Annotated in this window: 17 protein-coding genes; 13 read left to right on the plus strand and 4 right to left on the minus strand. The window is 44.7% G+C overall.

All coding sequences use genetic code 11. From position 1 onward, the window contains the following. Positions 1-286: hypothetical protein (locus BM003_RS17845; RefSeq protein WP_218143239.1), on the plus strand; the 286-nt coding region annotated here is incomplete at its 5' end. Between the two features lie 20 nt (positions 287-306). Here BM003_RS17845 and BM003_RS09880 read toward each other — a convergent pair. Both BM003_RS09880 and BM003_RS09885 read right to left on the minus strand, forming a co-directional pair. Further along, complete coding sequence (locus BM003_RS09880) at positions 307-879, minus strand: sigma-70 RNA polymerase sigma factor region 4 domain-containing protein (protein WP_093672624.1); 573 nt, start codon at positions 877-879, stop codon at positions 307-309. 275 nt (positions 880-1,154) lie between these two features. Continuing rightward, entirely contained in the window at positions 1,155-2,117 is a 963-nt protein-coding gene (locus BM003_RS09885) for a sugar-binding transcriptional regulator (RefSeq protein ID WP_093672626.1), read from the minus strand. Between the two features lie 252 nt (positions 2,118-2,369). Between BM003_RS09885 and BM003_RS09890 the strand changes: the two genes are divergently transcribed. The 11 genes from BM003_RS09890 to BM003_RS09940 all read left to right on the plus strand — a co-directional run bounded on the left by BM003_RS09890 (position 2,370) and on the right by BM003_RS09940 (position 12,755). After that, on the plus strand, positions 2,370-3,185 hold the full coding sequence (locus tag BM003_RS09890; RefSeq protein ID WP_093672628.1) for an SDR family oxidoreductase: 816 nt from the start codon (positions 2,370-2,372) through the stop codon (positions 3,183-3,185). Positions 3,186-3,222: 37 nt separating this feature from the next. Next, complete coding sequence (locus BM003_RS09895; protein ID WP_093672762.1) at positions 3,223-3,639, plus strand: PTS sugar transporter subunit IIA; 417 nt, start codon at positions 3,223-3,225, stop codon at positions 3,637-3,639. After that, the gene (locus tag BM003_RS09900; RefSeq protein ID WP_093672630.1) at positions 3,639-4,133 is read left to right on the plus strand and encodes a mannose/fructose/sorbose PTS transporter subunit IIB; all 495 of its coding nucleotides are present in this window, start codon (positions 3,639-3,641) and stop codon (positions 4,131-4,133) included. The genes BM003_RS09895 and BM003_RS09900 overlap by 1 nt, the downstream gene beginning before the upstream one ends. Before the next feature lie 21 nt (positions 4,134-4,154). Continuing rightward, the gene (locus tag BM003_RS09905; RefSeq protein WP_281242894.1) at positions 4,155-4,955 is read left to right on the plus strand and encodes a PTS mannose/fructose/sorbose transporter subunit IIC; all 801 of its coding nucleotides are present in this window, start codon (positions 4,155-4,157) and stop codon (positions 4,953-4,955) included. Between the two features lie 12 nt (positions 4,956-4,967). Further along, on the plus strand, positions 4,968-5,798 hold the full coding sequence (locus tag BM003_RS09910; protein WP_093672634.1) for a mannose/fructose/sorbose PTS transporter subunit IID: 831 nt from the start codon (positions 4,968-4,970) through the stop codon (positions 5,796-5,798). A gap of 40 nt (positions 5,799-5,838) precedes the next feature. Beyond that, entirely contained in the window at positions 5,839-7,101 is a 1,263-nt protein-coding gene (locus BM003_RS09915) for a zinc-binding dehydrogenase (protein ID WP_093672636.1), read from the plus strand. Positions 7,102-7,340: 239 nt separating this feature from the next. Further along, complete coding sequence (gene rpe / locus BM003_RS09920) at positions 7,341-7,994, plus strand: ribulose-phosphate 3-epimerase (RefSeq protein WP_093672638.1); 654 nt, start codon at positions 7,341-7,343, stop codon at positions 7,992-7,994. Between the two features lie 103 nt (positions 7,995-8,097). Further along, positions 8,098-9,030: a DUF1861 family protein gene (locus tag BM003_RS09925; protein ID WP_093672640.1), complete on the plus strand. Its 933-nt coding sequence runs from the start codon at positions 8,098-8,100 to the stop codon at positions 9,028-9,030. Positions 9,031-9,999: 969 nt separating this feature from the next. Next, positions 10,000-11,193, plus strand: a complete 1,194-nt coding sequence (locus BM003_RS09930) for a MalY/PatB family protein (RefSeq protein WP_177184739.1) — start codon at positions 10,000-10,002, stop codon at positions 11,191-11,193. A gap of 111 nt (positions 11,194-11,304) precedes the next feature. Next, on the plus strand, positions 11,305-11,925 hold the full coding sequence (locus BM003_RS09935; RefSeq protein WP_143128450.1) for a helix-turn-helix transcriptional regulator: 621 nt from the start codon (positions 11,305-11,307) through the stop codon (positions 11,923-11,925). A gap of 89 nt (positions 11,926-12,014) precedes the next feature. Beyond that, complete coding sequence (locus BM003_RS09940) at positions 12,015-12,755, plus strand: gamma-glutamyl-gamma-aminobutyrate hydrolase family protein (RefSeq protein WP_177184740.1); 741 nt, start codon at positions 12,015-12,017, stop codon at positions 12,753-12,755. 245 nt (positions 12,756-13,000) lie between these two features. Here the strand turns inward: BM003_RS09940 and BM003_RS09945 are convergent, their stop codons facing one another. Continuing rightward, positions 13,001-14,182, minus strand: coding sequence for a M20 metallopeptidase family protein (locus tag BM003_RS09945; protein WP_093672648.1), 1,182 nt, complete (start codon positions 14,180-14,182; stop codon positions 13,001-13,003). A gap of 5 nt (positions 14,183-14,187) precedes the next feature. Beyond that, the gene (locus BM003_RS09950; protein ID WP_093672650.1) at positions 14,188-15,324 is read right to left on the minus strand and encodes a M20 peptidase aminoacylase family protein; all 1,137 of its coding nucleotides are present in this window, start codon (positions 15,322-15,324) and stop codon (positions 14,188-14,190) included. A 312-nt stretch (positions 15,325-15,636) separates the two neighbouring features. Here BM003_RS09950 and BM003_RS09955 point away from each other — a divergent pair, with 312 nt between their 5' ends. Beyond that, entirely contained in the window at positions 15,637-16,614 is a 978-nt protein-coding gene (locus BM003_RS09955) for a phosphoglycerate dehydrogenase (protein ID WP_093672652.1), read from the plus strand. Positions 16,615-17,002: the final 388 nt, after the last annotated feature.

A 17,002-nucleotide genomic window follows, 5' to 3' on the forward strand; every position in this document is an offset into this window, starting at 1 on the left:
CGGACCGCTTACACTCGTTTCCTTTAAATGTTTTCTTATACTTTCCTACCAGTGTGAAATAGAACTGTCTGTTCAAGACAAGGTTGATGATTCAAAACGGTATTTGGAGCAAAGGAACTTTCGACTAAAAGGAACCTTCGCTAACAATAGAAGAACTTTCGCTCATGACGCATATGTCCTGTATGCAATGCGAAAGTCATCACATCCTGCGGAAGTAAGGACCGGTCGCTTTTTGCCCGGTTTTTCTAATTTGCTTGAAGATGTATACATCTATGTGATTATGTGACGATTTCCGGGGAAATAGATTCATCGATAACGATTCTTGTCGGAATGACTGGATGAACGCATATAATGTCTGCTCAGTGCTTCAATCGTTCGCTGCTTCCAATGAAGCACAGTTTTTTGTGATACTCGGTGACGTTCGGCGATGTGACTGAGTGAATAGCCATGAATGATGTGCATCCTGTATAGCGTGTATTCTGTTTCAGTAAAAGCTGGAAAAGGCATCTGAATGTGACTATTCTTGGCAGAAGTACTGATTCGTGGTACAGTTTCATCGAGATGCGTCTCAAGTACATGATGAAGTCGTTCTTCTCTGGCTCGTTTTTTAACGTAATCGTCGAATTGTTTCTCGACTTCATTCTGAATCATGATTAGAAAAAAGCTGTTTGGTTCTTGGTCATCCGGAACCAATGAACAATCAAAGGATTGATCTGCATGGCGAACGGCATCACTAAGTAACCTTATGAGTGGTTCGTGGAGAAAAATGGTGCGTTTTTTTGCCATAGCAAGAATAATTGGCTCTACGCATTTTAGCAGATGATGAAAAGCAACTTCTGGGTTTGGCTCGTTCGGGCACAAATGCTGAGAATAGGTCATGGATAGCATCCTTTCGGTGAGGTAGTGAAAAGAATTTGTGAGTGGATTAATTAGTGCTGAGTAGGAAAAATAGCATTGGGATAATCACCTATTATTATAAACGAACAAATTGGTGATGAGATTTCGATAAATTATTATAATTCCGACTAATTTGTGAACAAAGAGTAAAAAAGATAGCTAAAGACGGATTATTAGGTTCGTTTTTAACGTAAATGACGGTTCATCTCTCGTTTTGAAAAAAAGGGGGGAGATGAATCGTCATTTTTTAATGGTCATTATTTTTGTTCGGTAAGTGCAAGCAAACCATCCGCAGTTTCGTCGGTAGTGACGAGCACATTCAAATGTCCGCCGTTTAGTGCACCCAAGATTCCGGGGATTTTTTCTGCCGATTCCGCTACACCAATTGTATAACGTGTATTGTGCAGTAGTTCAAGGGGAATGGAGAGCGTTCGGTCTGCAAGATGCGTTTGAATTTCATTGCCGTAATGGTCAAAAAAACGAGAGCAAATATCGCCGACTACATGTTCTTCTTTGAATTGGTCAACGGAACTGTCACTGTAGAAGGCGCGCCACGTCGAATGACCTGTGCTGTTGATTGATCCGATACCGACAACCGCGATGGTGATGTTGCGCCACATGTTTGATACCTCTTTATAATAATGTGTTTGCATCCAATCCTTCTTCATTGACGGTTTCTCAACAACGGCCGGAACGTCGATCATTAAGGATCGGGCTTTTAACTTTTCTGCTGCTTGAAAACAAATCGTGTTGACATGATAGCGGCTTTCTAATTTACCGGCCGGTCCGCCAACCATGGGTACACAGAAGATATTCTCATGAAGCTCTGTAGGATCGAGTGCCTCAACTGCGGTCGCAAGCGTGCTGCCCCAAGATAATCCGATCACATCGTTATCTTCAAGAATGGAATCAAGAAACTTGGAAGCCGCTTGGCCGATGGCTGTCCGTTTAACATAAGCCGGCTGTCCCGGATCGACTGGGATTACAATCGCCTTTTTTAAATGAAATTGTTTCTCTAATTTTTCTGCTAGTGAAAGATCATTAAGATCGTAGTTGATCGTGATTTTTACAATGCCTTCATCACGAATTTTTTTGAGTATTCTGCTGATGGATGTGCGGTTAATGCCGGTCTTTTGAGCGATTTCATTTTGAGTCAGATTCTGTTCATAGTAAAACTGAGCAATTTGAATATATTTTTTCTTTAAATCGTCATTAATCATAGAAACACCTCATTTCGCACAAATGGTCAATAAATATGAAAATGTGCATACGGTTATAAGATAATTATATTCCAAGGGTAGTAATTTGTAAAATATAGTATGTAAGCGCTTAAATACATTCACAAATTTGCAACATGATAACAATTGACAATAAATAAATATGATTTATACTAAAAACGTAATCACAAATGGTCAAATGAATCACAAATGTTCAAACGGCATTTATTCCAATTAAGTGTAGGAGGTTTTATCATGAGTGGATGGCTTGGCATTGAAGGGAAAACGATTATTGTAACAGGCGGTTCTTCAGGAATTGGAAAAGCAGTTGTTGAGGCTCTATTAGAAAATGATGCTCATGTCGTGTTGGCGGATTTGCATGAACCGGAACAGGAACTCTATGATAAGGCAAAAGATAACCAACTCGTATTTGTGTCAACGAATGTTACCGAACGATCAAGCGTTGTCAATCTCGTGAATGAAACAAAAAAACAGTTTGGAACAATTGATGTCATCGTTAATAATGCAGGAATTAATATACCGAGACTCTTAATTGACCCAAAAGAAGAAAACAGCAAATTTGAATTAAGCGATGTGACGTTTGACAAGATCGTCAGCATTAACCAAAAAGGCGTTTTCCTCTGCTCACAAATTGCTGGAAGAGAAATGGTCAAGGCGGGCAAAGGCGTCATTGTCAATATGGTTTCTGAAAGCGGTTTAGAGGGTTCGGAAGGGCAAAGTGCCTATGCGGCGACGAAGGCTGCAATCTATAGTTTCACCCGTTCTTGGGCAAAAGAATTAGGCAAATACAATGTTCGAGTTGTTGGCCTTGCACCGGGTATTCTCGAAAAGACCGGGCTTCGAACTCCGGCGTATGAAGAAGCCTTGGCCTACACACGCGGCATTACTGTTGAACAACTCCGTCAAGGATACACAAATAAATCCATTCCGCTCAGACGCGATGGAAAGTTGAAGGAAGTTGCTGATCTGGTCGCGTTTTTAAGTTCAGATCGAGCAAGCTATATTACCGGCACGACCTATACTATTGCGGGTGGAAAAACAAGAGGATAAAACAGGCGTGATAACGAAAAGCGGGAAGGTGATTTACATGTACTCCATTGTTGTCTGTGCTCATGGCGATCTTGCAGAATCGCTAAAACGATCCGTCGAAATGATTTTTGGAGAAGTGAGCAATTTTTTTCCCGTTCGCTTCGTTCCAGGTGAGAATTTGGAAGATATAAAAAAGAAACTGACAGAAACAGTTGATGACAATCATTTAAAAGATACATTAATTTTTACTGATATTTTTTGTGGAAGCCCTTACAATGCTGCCGCAGCCTATGCGATGACCCATGATGGTGTTGAATTGATCAGCGGCGTCAGTCTTCCACTTTGCCTTGAGGCGGTTTCTAATCAGAATTTAAAAACTCTTGAGGAGATTGTCGCGTGGCTTAAGCAGGTTGCACCGGAAACATTTAAAGTGCTGAGGGATGTTTTAAAAGAACAGGAGGAGGAGGATTTCTAATGATTATTCATTTTGCTCGAATAGACGATCGCTTAATCCATGGGCAAGTGACCACGGTTTGGGTAAAAAAAGCGAATGCGAAAAGAATTATCATTGCCAGCGATGAAGTGGCACATGATGAAATTCGCAAAACATTGTTGAAACAAGCAGCACCACCAGGAACCAAGGTCAATGTATGCGAGGTGGATAAGGCAGTAAAAGTATATTTTAATCCCGTATATAAAAATGAAACCGTTTTCTATTTATTCACGAATCCAACAGATGTGCTGCGAATGGTTGAACAAAATGTTCCTATCAAAACCGTGAATATCGGCGGTATGGCTTATCGTGAGGGCAAGACACAAATAACGAAGGCCGTTTCACTAGGATTGGAAGACATTGACGCTTTTAAAAAATTAAATGCGCTTGATGTCAAGCTGGAGCTGCGTGTCGTGGATAGTGATGCCCCGATCGATATTATGAAAAAAATCGAAGGATTGTCTTCGACTAAATAAAAGGAGGCGAGAATGATGGAAATACACTTATATCAAGTGATCCTCATCTTTATCTTTGCTTGTATTGCCGGCATGGGCAGCGTTCTGGATGAATTTCAAACGCACCGCCCATTAATTGCCTGTACAATCATCGGATTGATTCTTGGCGATATTCAAACGGGCATTATTTTAGGCGGGACTTTGGAGCTCATCGCACTCGGCTGGATGAATATTGGCGCAGCTCAATCCCCAGACTCAGCTCTGGCCAGTATTATCTCAGCAATCCTTGTTATTGTCGGTCATCAAAACATTCAAGCGGGTATTGCGATTGCGTTGCCGGTAGCGGCAGCAGGGCAAGTGCTCACCGTTTTCGCCCGCACAATTACTGTGTTTTTCCAACATGCTGCCGACCGTGCCGCAGAAAAGCTGAACTTCAAGCTTCTGGATTTCTTGCATCTGTCCGCGCTCGTTGTTCAAGCGCTGCGCGTCGCCATTCCGGCGCTCTTGGTGACGGTTTTCATGAATGCGGGCAGTGTCCAACATCTTCTCAATTCGATTCCTGCAGTCGTCACCGGAGGATTGAACGTAGCCGGAGGATTTATCGTCGCAGTAGGGTATGCGATGGTGCTCAATATGATGGGCGCAAAATATCTGATGCCATTTTTCTTCCTGGGATTTATCTTGGCATCGTACTTGAACTTCAGCTTGCTCAGCTTTGGGGCAATCGGCCTGATTGTAGCGTTTATCTATACACAGCTCAATCCAAAATATCAGGAACCAAAACAAGTAGCAACTGCAGCAGGGTCATCAGCACCGCTCGCTGATGATATGCTTGAGGATTAGGAGGAGATGGCGATGAGTGAAGCGGTTAAAAAGTTAACTAAAAAAGACTTATTTAATATGTTTGTTCGCTCTAATTTTCAACAGGCATCTTTTAACTATGAACGTATTCATGCACTGGGTTTCTGTTTTGACATGATTCCTGCAATCAAAAAGTTTTATAAGACGGATGAAGAACGGAGACTCGCACTAAAACGCCATTTAGCATTCTTTAATACGACTCCGGCAGTCTGTGGTCCTGTAGTGGGTGTGACTGCGGCAATGGAAGAAGCGCGTTCTGATGGTGAAGCGATTGATGATGGCGCAATTAATAGTTTGAAAGTTGGCCTGATGGGACCGCTCGCCGGTGTCGGTGATCCGCTCATCTGGGGCACCTTGCGACCGATTACTGCCGCACTTGGCGCATCCTTCGCGCTCAATGGCAGCATCTTCGGGCCACTGCTCTTCTTCATTAGTTTTAATTTGGTCCGACTTGCATTGAAATGGTATGGACTCACTTATGGCTATCGCGCAGGTATGGGCATTGTGAAGGACATGGCTTCAAACGCCTTAACCAAGCTGACAGAAGGCGCAAGCATTCTCGGACTCTTTGTCATGGGTGTGCTGGTTACCAAGTGGACGAAAATCAATGTTCCTGTCGTCATCTCGCAAACGACCAATCAGGCAGGTGTTAAGTCAACGATGACCGTGCAAGGAATTCTTGATCAGCTGTGTCCAGGTTTACTTGCTCTAGGTCTCACGCTGCTGATGATGTATTTACTCAAGAAGAAGGCTAGTCCGATTCTGCTCATCTTCGCATTGTTTGGTGTAGGCATCCTTGGTTATTGGTTAGGGATTCTTAAATAAATGAAGAGAAAAAATGAAAAATGAGAGGGAGAATGAAAAAATGAAAACAACTGCGCTAAGACTGTATGGAAAAGAAGATTTGAGACTGGAAAAATTTGAGCTTCCGGAAATTAAAAGTGATGAAATTCTTGCTGAAGTTGTGACGGACAGCATCTGCATGTCTTCCTGGAAAGAAGCCAAAATAGCTGCTGATCACAAGAAAGTTCCAAATGACATTGCAGAAAATCCAATTATTGTCGGACATGAATTTTGCGGGAAAATCGTTAAAGTCGGGGACAAATGGAAGGATAAATTCGAAGAAGGCAGCAAGTTTGCGATTCAGCCAAATCTACAGCTTCCGGACCGGCCGGATTGCCCTGGCTACTCTTTCCCATATATAGGCGGAGATGCGACTTATGTAGTGATTCCAAAAGAAGTAATGGAACAAGATTGCCTTCTGGAATATAACGGCGACACCTATTTCGAAGGCTCACTATTGGAACCGCTATCCTGTGTGATCGGCGGATTTAACGCTAATTATCATCTCATTGAAGGAACTTATGATCATAAGATGGGCATTAAAGAAGGCGGAAACCTTCTAATCATGGGCGGAACGGGACCAATGGGGCTGCTGCAAATCGATTATGCTTTGCATGGACCGATTAATCCCAAAAATCTCGTCGTTACCGATCTCTCAGATGAGAAGATTGAGGCTGCGGCAAAATTGTATTCCCCTGAGGATGCTAAAAAAGATGGGATCAATCTTCACTATGTAAATATCAGCAACTATGAGGATCAGGAAGCTTATCTCCAGTCGCTTGTGAATCATGAATCTTATGATGATATTTTCGCGCTTGTTCCAGTGAAACCAGTGATTACACAAGCATCGTCTCTGCTCGCCAAAGATGGCTGCCTGAACTTCTTTGCTGGACCGCGGGATAAGCACTTCTCTGCTGAAATCAATTTGTATGATGTGCACTATAACTTCACACACTATGTTGGTACTTCTGGAGGGAATACCGATGATATGCGCGCTGCGATCAAACTTGTGGAAGAACGGAAAGTCAATGTTGAGAAAGTAGTTTCTCATCTGCTTGGGCTGAATGATGTTGCCGACACAACGCTGACTCTACCGACAATCCCGGGCGGTAAAAAACTGATCTATACGCATAAGAATATGCCACGCAAATCACTGGAAGAAATTGTCGCTGGTGATCACTCAGATCCATTTTATGCAGGTCTGAAAGAAGTTCTCGTTCAGAATAATGGCCTTTGGTCAAAGGCTGCAGAGCAGTATGTTTTGGCGCATGCTGAAACTATTTAAACGAAGAACCATTTATTAATGTAGAACCGTTGCGCGCTATCATGCTATAGCGTTCAACGGTTTTTAATTTTGAATGGATTATGCCTGCTCATTTAATTCCTTACGCACGAGTCATCTTTGAAGGAGCTTTCTTGGTGAAGGGCGAATGTTTAGGGGAGTTATCTTTGACTTTTTCAGAGATTCGTCATAACATATCCGTCAAGGAAACGTTTACATATAATGAAAGGGGAAATGGGTCAATGAAAATTTTACCATCAATCCTATCTGCTGATTTTGCGCATCTCGCAGACGAGGTTCGGGATGTGGAAAAGGATGTCGAGTTCATTCATGTCGATGTGATGGATGGACAGTTTGTTCCCAATATTACAATGGGGGCCAATGTTGTTAAGGCTTTGAAAAAGGAAACAAAAGTCGCTCAGGATGTACATCTCATGGTGACGGAGCCGATTCATTTACTGCCATCATTCATCGAGGCGGGAGCAGATATGATTTCAGTCCATAGTGAGGCGTGTACACACCTGCACCGCGCAATTCAGATGATCAAGGATGGAGGTGTAAAAGCCGGAGTTGTATTAAATCCGTCAACACCTGCCTCTGCATTGCAAGCAATCATACGCGATGTTGACTACGTCTTGATCATGACGGTTGACCCTGGATTTGGTGGTCAACGCTTCCTTCCCACGATGATTGATAAAATAAAAGCTGTCCGTGTGTTGATTGATTCGTTAAATCTTCCCGTTCAAATTGAGGTAGACGGAGGGATCGATGCAGAAACGCTGCCGCTCTGCTTTAATGCCGGAGCGTCACTATTTGTTGCAGGATCAGCCATTTTTCCTTTCGATGACCGGCATGCCGCGATCGAAAAGCTGAGTCAGAGCGTCTTGAAAAAATAAATTGTGCGAAATAACGGTGCCAATACATGAATTCGCGCGTATAGAAGACTATAGTAGAAATGATGTCGCATTAGTGCGGTATCATTTCGGGAGGCACGGATTCATGGAGCATGTTACGGAATGTTTGGATTTACTGGAGCAGTACATGGCTGGTCACCAAGTGGTGCATGATGTTGAAAAACTGAATTTTCAGGGGGCTGGTGCAAATGATGTCTATAATTGCACAGCTCCTTTTTACGATGATGGGAAATGGGTGATTGCCGCACGTGTCGAAGCGCGGGACAGCGAACGGTCTCATATCGGTTTCTTTGAAGAAGTGAACAATGGATGGAGACTGATGAACGATATGCCTATTTTTCCTTTACAGGATCCATTTGTGACACGAATTGACGGTTCACTGCTGTTTGGCGGTGTTTGGGTTGAACATCGCGCCGATGGACGTGCGACGTGGCGGACGTTATTTTATCGGGGCGAGACGATTCGATCATTGCAGCCTTTTTTTGAGGGACCAATCGGTATGAAGGATTTGAGGATCGCTCAGTTGACGAGTGGATTGATTCTTGTGTTGACGCGGCCTCAAGGCCAAAAAGGCGGGCGCGGGAAGATCGGTTATGTACTCTTGGCGTCACTTGATGAACTTGATCTAGCGAAGATTGAGTGTGCGCCACTGCTTGAGGGGCACTTTGCTGATGATGAGTGGGGCGGCGCCAATGAAATTCATCCATTCAAGAACGGCGACGCGGGGGTGCTTGGGCATATCGCTTATTTTGATCACCAGGGGAATCGTCATTATTATTCGATGATTTTTACGCTTGATCCATTTACAGGACGCCATTCGCCTGTAAAGATTATTGCGACGCGGCAGGATTTTTTAGAGGGACCGGCGAAACGATCGGATCTCCGCGATGTCGTATTTACCGGTGGAGCGATCCGAAGTAATGGACGGATGACAGTGTACGCGGGAACAAGTGATGCAGAGGCTCAGCGTATTGTGATCGATGACCCGTTTGAAAAATGGGACCATCCTGCAACCTGATGTGTGTGCGCATAAATAGAAATGAAGAGGGTGTCTCAGAAGTCCGTTTTGGACTTTGAGATGCCCTTTTTTTAGAGTGGAGAGGGAGAGGTTTAGAAAGACTACAGAGACATAACGATGAATCAAGCACGCAGGTACGAGCTTCTGCGAGTTTCTTTTGGTAAGTAAAGAAAGTTTAGCGTTTTGGCTTGCCGGTACGACGATAAGGTCATAAGATTCGATTGGGTGATCAGGTTAGCGCCCAATATGAGAAATAAACGGAAAAATTCCGCTTATTTAGAAAATGAATGAAAAAATAGCTTAAATAGACGGAGAAATTCCGCTTATCACATCGAAAAACGTGAAAATAGAGGACTTTTCTGTGCATAAGCGGAAAAATTACCCTTATTTACCTGCAAAACAAGCTTCGGAGTGTAAATAACCGGAAAACATCCGCTTATTTTATTCCGGCCACGTTACTTAATCAAGGACCAAGATGATTTATTAGAAAACTTGGCTTCGCCAAGCCTCTGGCGAAGGCGAAGACTTAGTTGCGCTTACACTCGTTTCCTTGAATCTTTAATTTTTTTATACTTTTTTATCAGTGTTAGAAAACTTGGCTTCGCCAAGCCTCTGGCGAAAGCGAAGACTTAGTTGCGACGGCCATGGACGGCCAGTGTCCGATGAGCCGCAGGACGCGGCGTTTTTTCGGACCGCTTACACTCGTTTCCCTTAAATGTTTTCTTATACTTTCCTACCAGTGTGAACTAGAAATATCTGTTCAAGACAAGGTCGATGATTAAGACCATTACTATGAAAAAGGTGTTGACTTATTTTTACAAAAGAAAGAAAATATAAATAATAAATAAATTATTATTATGATAACAATTTATCTCGTGAACAGCGGGATTGTTTTCTGTTCAAGGTAACTGGACTTTGAAAAAATTCATTAAAGAGTCGTGAACGTTTACTAGGAAGATGGTGAGCCTTATGTCTGATTGTATTTTTGATCGGATTGTTGCGAGAGAGAACACAAATTGTGTGAAGTGGGATGGGGCAGAACGTCTTTACGGGAAGCCTCACTTGCTCCCGATGTGGATTGCAGATATGGATTTTTCCGCGCCGGATTGTGTCATCAATGCATTGAAGGAATGTCTGGAACAGAAAATATTCGGCTACACCTTATGTCCGGAATCGCTGAAACAAGTTGTTCAGACATGGCTGAACGATCACTATGCATGGAAAGTTCCAAGCGAGGCGATTGTCTTCAACCATAATGTTGTGTCAAGTATTGCTTTGGCATTGCGCGTGTTAACGAAGAATGGAGACAAGGTTCTCATACATAATCCTGTTTATAATCCGTTCTTTGAGCAAATTAATCAGCTTGGACGAATTCCGGTTGTTTCCGAACTGGAGCTTCATGATCATCGCTATTATATGAACGTGGGAGATATGGAACGGAAAATTAATGAAGAAAATGTGTCGTGTATCCTTATTTGCTCTCCGCATAATCCGGGCGGGCGTATTTGGAATGCGGAAGAACTGCAGGAAGTGGTTGCCTTGGCAGCGAACTATAACCTTCCGATTATCGCCGATGAAATCCATTCGGATCTGGTGCTTCCGGGAAAGAAGCATCAGCCGATCGCATTGCTGGCCGGGAACCAATGCGCGAACATAGTTACTTTAATGGCACCGACAAAAACATTTAATTTGGCAGGTATTGGTCCTTCGTATATTTTAACCTTTAATCCTGAGATTGCAGCGGCAATCAAGCATGAGCAGAAGGTTATGGTCTATCCGGAAATCAATCCGTTTCAAATCGCAGCGATGACGGCAGCCTATGGAAAAGGCGAACAATGGATGAAGGATTTGATTGTCTATGTGAAGGGGAATAGTGATTATGTTCGCGCAAAGCTCTCTGAGATTGACGGGCTGCACTGTATGGATAGCGACGCAACCTATCTGATGTGGATCAGCTATGCGGATCTCGGCTTTTCTGAAGAGGAGGTTAATAAAGCGCTCGTTGAATGCGGAGTGGCTCTGCAAATGGGCAGTACGTATGGTAAAGCGGGGTGCGGATTTGTCCGCATGAATGTTGCGGCTCCGCGTACGCTTGTTGAACAGGGAACGGAAAAAGTAGTGCGCGCTTTTAAAGGTCTGCTCGCTATGCATACCCATAGATAAGCTGTACTAATGAATTTTCTTATGTATTTTTCTTAATCATGTAAGGGGGGGACAAACATCACAAGTAAATTGCAACGATATAAGAATTTTGTCTCCTTTCTAGGCGATGTGATGGGTGATGATGTAGAAATCATTCTTCATGATGTACAAGACTTGGAGAATTCGGTGATTGCGACCAACAGCACCAAACGAAACGGGCGCAAAATTGGATCGCTGTTGACTGGTCTGATCCCGAAGATGCTTGAAGAAGGAAAAGAGTCACATAAATCATTTATCACGAATTACGAGGGGAAATCCAACGACGGAACCGTCCTAAGGTCGTCAACATATTTTATTCGTAACGAGAGTGATGAAATCATTGGCCTGTTGTGCATCAACGTTAATTTCGAACGTATGGAGGAGACGATCCGGTACTTAGGCGATTTTGTCGGTATCGATCGTATTGAAGGTAAAAAACGACAAGAACGTGTGGCACATTTGAGCCCCTCAATCGAAGATATTGCGATCAGCAGTGTTAAAGAAATTGTCTCAAGCATGGACGTTCCCTCAGAACGTATGTCGCAGAAAGAAAAACTGGAAGTGGTCCATATGCTGAACAATAACGGCATTTTCCTACTCAAGGGGATTGTTAGTATCGTTGCCGAGGAGCTCAAGACATCGGAAGCAACGATCTATCGGTATTTAAGCAAAATGAAGAAAAGCGAATTAACTATTGATCTTGACACGCCATAAGTTCATCGTTGACGTGAATGATACATTGGTATATAAAATCATTATATTAAACTGTAAAAATATCAGTGGGCGAAGAGAGGAGCAAGGCGGTGTCAAAACCTATTATTGGAATCACCAGTGCGTTTGTAAAACTGAGTAATTTTTCAGAAGGTGTCTATGCACATAAGGATTATAGTACAGCACTGATTAAGGCAGGCGCCATCCCTTTGATCTTGCCGATCGCTCCTGGTTCATGTGCCGATCAGTACATGGAACTATGCGATGGTTTTTTACTTAGCGGCGGATGCGATGTCAATCCTAAATTTTTTGATCAAGATCCGATGCCTGGCTGCGGCCTATTCGATACGGAACGTGATCAAATGGAATTTCAATTGGTTCGTCAGTCGATTAAGAAGGGAAAACCTGTTTTCGGCATCTGCCGTGGTCTTCAGGTGATGAATGTCGCGCTTGGCGGCACTCTGATTCAAGATATTGCAAGTGAATTAGATCATCCGATTCAGCATGTTCAGAAGGTGTCACGCAAAGAGGTAAGTCATCGTGTACGCCTTGAGAAAGACACGTATTTGTTTCAGATCCTCGGTGAGCAGGAGACGGTGATGGTGAACAGCCTCCATCATCAGTCCATTGATCGGCTGGGGGATGGATTGCGGGCAGCCGCCTTTTCGGCTGACGGCATTATCGAAGCCGTTGATGTGAAGGAAAATGGCTTGATCGGTGTTCAGTGGCATCCGGAATCGATGACAGCCGGAGGAAGTGACATGATGCTGGGTCTGTTTAAGTATTTTGTCACACGCTGCAAAGAAATGAAGCAAGCGAACTCGGAAGTGTAAGTGTAATTCAATGGATGTAACGTTCACATTAGAAAACTTGGCTTTGCCAAGCCGCCGTCACACGTACAGTGTAAAAAAGAGAATCTTCCAATTGAGGAGGATTCTCTTTTTTTCGCTCGGTGAAAGTGATGTGCTCATAACATTCCAGTTCATGAACGATATGGGTAATAATAGGATTTTTTCGTGAATGTGCCAAAAAAAGCCACCGACTCTGGGGTACAGTGTCGAAGGCGTTAGCTTTTTATTTAATCTTTTTCGAGATAATTCAGGGCAACCGCGGCAAGCATGGCGGATCCGTAGGGCAGTGCGCGCTCATCAATGGTGAATTTGGGATGATGGTTCGGGTATCGTGGAATCGCGTCACTGCCTGCGCCGAGTACAAAGAAAACGGACGGGAGATGCTCGGTGTAGAAAGAGAAGTCTTCTCCGCCGAGGCTGGGTTTGCTTTGCAAGCGATGACCGATACCAAGAAGATCGTCAGCGGTTTGTTGCGCGATTGCGGTCATTCGTTCATCGTTGAGGATGGACGGCGCGCTGAATGTATAGTCGAGTTTATAATCCGCGCCGAACGCCAAGGTGATGCCTTTGACAATTTTCTCAATTCGTTTCGGCGCGGATTGGCGTAGTTCGGGATTCAGCGTGCGCACGGTTCCGGTCATGGTGACCTTTGGCGCGATGACGTTGTTCGCGCTGCCTCCTTGGATCGTCGCAATCGTCAGAACAACGGGGTCTGCCGGGTCCACTTGGCGGCTGGCAAATTGCTGAAGCGCGGTGATGACTTGTCCGGTGACCGCGACTGAATCAACCGTCAAGTCGGGATGCGCCGCGTGTCCGCCTTTCCCAATGATAGCCAGTGAAAAGAAGTCAGTGGATCCGCAACCGACTTTTCCTGAGAAGGCGATTCTTCCAAGGTCGACTCCGGCGTTAATGTGAAGTCCGGCCATTGCATCGATCCCTTTTAAGGCGCCGGTATCAATCATTGCGCTTGCCCCTTTGCTGACTTCTTCGGCAGGCTGAAAGAGAAACGCGATGTCGCCGCGCTCCGGGCGATGTTTTTTCAAGAGCTTTATCGCTCCCATCAGCATGGCGGTATGCGCATCATGGCCGCAGGCGTGGCTTATGCCATCATTAACGGAGCGAAACCCAAATGTATTTTGCTCTTGGATCGGCAAGGCATCCATATCAGCTCTAAGGCCAATTGTTTTGCCAGGCTGGCTTCCTCTGATCCGCGCAACGATCCCTGTCCCTGCAAAAAGTCCGGTTAGTTCAAGATCCGATTCTTGGAGAAAACGGGCAACCTTTTCGGAGGTGCGATGCTCTTCGAATGCGAGCTCGGGATGTTGGTGGAAGTCACGCCGCCATTCGGTTAATTGCGGCTGCAGGAGCTGCGCCTCTCGCAGCAATTGTCTGGATTGATCAGCGTCCAATGGGGTCACACCTCATCTGCTGCGCGTTCAAATGTTTTAAGCACGGCGGTTGTGAGAATCCGTACACCGTCGTACATGGCGTCGTGGTTAAAGGTCATATAGGGATGGTGCAGGCCGGGTTTAAGATCACATCCGAGCCCGAGCATTGTCGATTTCAACTTAGGGGTGCGGATGGCATATTGGTGGAAATCATCGCCGCCGCTGGATAAACCGGCCGGGTCGTAGTGATCATCGCCGAGAACCTCTTTAATCGAATCCCCCATTATAGCGATCGCTTCCGGTGCGGAAACAGCGGCGGGACTGCCATGGGAATCGTCTAGACTAACGTTTACGCCATAGCTTGTCGCAACGCCTTGAACGATCTGTTTGATTTTCTGCTTGAATTCATTCATCGCTTCGTTTGTCTGCGCGCGCACATCTAAACTGAACTCGGCATGACCGGGAATGATATTGGTCGCGGAACCTGCATGCAGGTTGGTCATTTTGACCGAGCTTGGAATCATGGGATTAACATGAAGATGTCCGAGTGCGTTAACGATGGACGCAGCAACTTCAATGGCATTCGTGCCAAGATGCGGCCTAGCGCCATGAGCGTCTTCACCGTCGATTACGCCGCTGATGGTACCGCAGGCGCCGTGGAGAATAGCCGGCCGCGCGCGTCCGTCTTTTGTTTCTTCAATTGGACGAAGGTGCACACCATAGAAATAGTCGGCATCGTCCAAAACACCGCGCTTACTCAATTCCAGTGCGCCTCTACCTATTTCTTCTGCCGGCTGAAATACAAGACGTACCGTACCGTGGAATGAATCAAGTCTCTCTTTTAAAATCATCGCAGCTCCAAGCACCATTGACATATGGGCATCGTGGCCACACGAGTGGTTTGCCTGAAGTTTGCCGTCGACCTCTTGCCAGAGCGCGTCCATGTCGGCACGTAAAGCGACAATCGGTCTCCCGTTGCCGATTTCGCCAATCACGCCGGGACAGTCGTCAAAGGTGCGCGTTCGATAGCCGAGCGCGTCTAATTTTTCTTTAATAAAAGCCGTCGTTCGCACTTCGTTCATACTGATTTCCGCATGAGTATGTAGGTAGTTAAATAGTGACATTACGTTTTCTTTGATTGTTTCTGTAAGTTCTTGTTGCATGTAATCGTTCCTACTTTCTTAATTTTCTTATTCTATGCATTGTTCTTAACTTAGCATGTTAATCACGGATTTTCAACCGATTGGAAGGTGAGTCGCCTGCCGTATTGTTGTGTTATTTTCCTTGTACGGGAGAGTTGAGAATATTTACTTGGGAACCCGTGTTCATTTTTGGTATATTAATAGCTGATTACAAAAACGATTGATAAGAAAATGTTACGAAACTTGACTTCATTAAGCCTATGGTGAAGGTAAAGATTTATACTTTCTCACTAGTGCAAAATAGAGCAACGAATAATTGGGAGGGCGTAAACGATGCAGATTCTTTTTTGTGTGGGAAAGTCGTATGTACCGATTCACCAACAGATGGTCGATCAGCTTGAAGCAATTGGTGCAAATGTCCGTTGTCTGATGTTTGAACAGACCTTGGATAAAGAATTGATTAAGAAATCTATCCATGATGCTCAGGTGTGCATCACGGCGATCGCTCCTTGTGATCGTGAAATCATTGATGCCGCCCCAAATCTTAAGTATGTTCTGAAGACGGGGACAGGCTTGGACAACGTGGCGATGGATTATGCGACAGAAAAGGGCATTCTGGTTAGCAACGCGCCCGGGGAAAATGCGACCTCGGTTGCTGAACTGGCATTTGGGCAGATGATCAGCCTGTCACGTTTGATTCCGATGCTGGACCGCGGAACCAAAAAAGGCGAGTGGCCAAGCGGTGACGCTTATGAGCTTGACGGAAAAACAGTTGGCATTATTGGCTTTGGTTCCATCGGTCAAAAGGTTGCACGCTATGCCGGGGGCTTTAACATGCGTGTGATCACTTTTGGAAATCACCAGGATCATGAAGCGGCCGGACGATTGAATGCGACTTTCGTTGAACTGAGTCAGCTTCTGCGCGAAGCAGATTATGTCGTGATCAGCACAGCACTCAATGCGTCCAATTACCACCTTATTGATCAAGACGCGTTAGATCAGATGAAGTCGACTGCCTTTCTCGTAAATATTTCTAGAGGAGCGCTGATCGACGAACCGGTTTTGTTCGACGCCTTACGCCGCAAACAACTCGCGGGAGCGGCTTTGGACGTCTTTGAACAGGAGCCGCCCAAAGCATTGCCGGATTTGGATAATCTGATTGTATCGCCGCATATCGCGGGAACAACGCGGGAAAGTATTGCCCGCGTCGCACGCGTTACCGTTGAAAATATTCGTAAATTCATGAATCATGAGCAGCCGGATTTTGTTGTCAATCATGATGCGCTGCACAAAAAGCAAGGACACAAATGAGGCATGAGCAACGAGGATATAGGCAAACCACGCAGGCGATAATCGTCTGCTTTTTTGTTGCCTAGGAAATTATAAACTATCGACTTATGGATAACTAAATCTTTGGTAAACCGTATCCCAAGCAGGTGAACGAATAACTTGGCAGATGATTGAAAACTTCATCATAAAAGGCAAACCTTCAGCAGTTAAGCGGCGGCAACTTTAACAGGTGAATTGATCACGGATCGCCTTTATGAATAGTTCGAATGCAGCAAATATGCTTGATGGAAGACGCAATCGATTTCAAGTTTCCATCATGTTTACCGTGGACTGTTCGCTCCAAAGTAATTGACACAATTTTTCAAAATAAGGTATACTTATGAAAATACGATTGTTTGTTCTCTTCTCG

This window comes from Sporolactobacillus nakayamae, from assembly GCF_900113325.1.
GTDB classification, from domain to species: Bacteria; Bacillota; Bacilli; order Bacillales; family Sporolactobacillaceae; genus Sporolactobacillus; species Sporolactobacillus nakayamae.

Bases quoted from the DNA above. Each gene is read 5' to 3' on its own strand.
- BM003_RS09880 (WP_093672624.1), bottom strand. From the start codon at position 879: ATGACCTATTCTCAGCATTTGTGCCCGAACGAGCCAAACCCAGAAGTT.
- BM003_RS09885 (WP_093672626.1), bottom strand. From the start codon at position 2,117: ATGATTAATGACGATTTAAAGAAAAAATATATTCAAATTGCTCAGTTT.
- BM003_RS09890 (WP_093672628.1), top strand. From the start codon at position 2,370: ATGAGTGGATGGCTTGGCATTGAAGGGAAAACGATTATTGTAACAGGC.
- BM003_RS09895 (WP_093672762.1), top strand. From the start codon at position 3,223: ATGTACTCCATTGTTGTCTGTGCTCATGGCGATCTTGCAGAATCGCTA.
- BM003_RS09900 (WP_093672630.1), top strand. From the start codon at position 3,639: ATGATTATTCATTTTGCTCGAATAGACGATCGCTTAATCCATGGGCAA.
- BM003_RS09910 (WP_093672634.1), top strand. From the start codon at position 4,968: ATGAGTGAAGCGGTTAAAAAGTTAACTAAAAAAGACTTATTTAATATG.
- BM003_RS09915 (WP_093672636.1), top strand. From the start codon at position 5,839: ATGAAAACAACTGCGCTAAGACTGTATGGAAAAGAAGATTTGAGACTG.
- rpe (WP_093672638.1), top strand. From the start codon at position 7,341: ATGAAAATTTTACCATCAATCCTATCTGCTGATTTTGCGCATCTCGCA.
- BM003_RS09925 (WP_093672640.1), top strand. From the start codon at position 8,098: ATGGAGCATGTTACGGAATGTTTGGATTTACTGGAGCAGTACATGGCT.
- BM003_RS09930 (WP_177184739.1), top strand. From the start codon at position 10,000: ATGTCTGATTGTATTTTTGATCGGATTGTTGCGAGAGAGAACACAAAT.
- BM003_RS09935 (WP_143128450.1), top strand. From the start codon at position 11,305: ATGGGTGATGATGTAGAAATCATTCTTCATGATGTACAAGACTTGGAG.
- BM003_RS09950 (WP_093672650.1), bottom strand. From the start codon at position 15,324: ATGCAACAAGAACTTACAGAAACAATCAAAGAAAACGTAATGTCACTA.
- BM003_RS09955 (WP_093672652.1), top strand. From the start codon at position 15,637: ATGCAGATTCTTTTTTGTGTGGGAAAGTCGTATGTACCGATTCACCAA.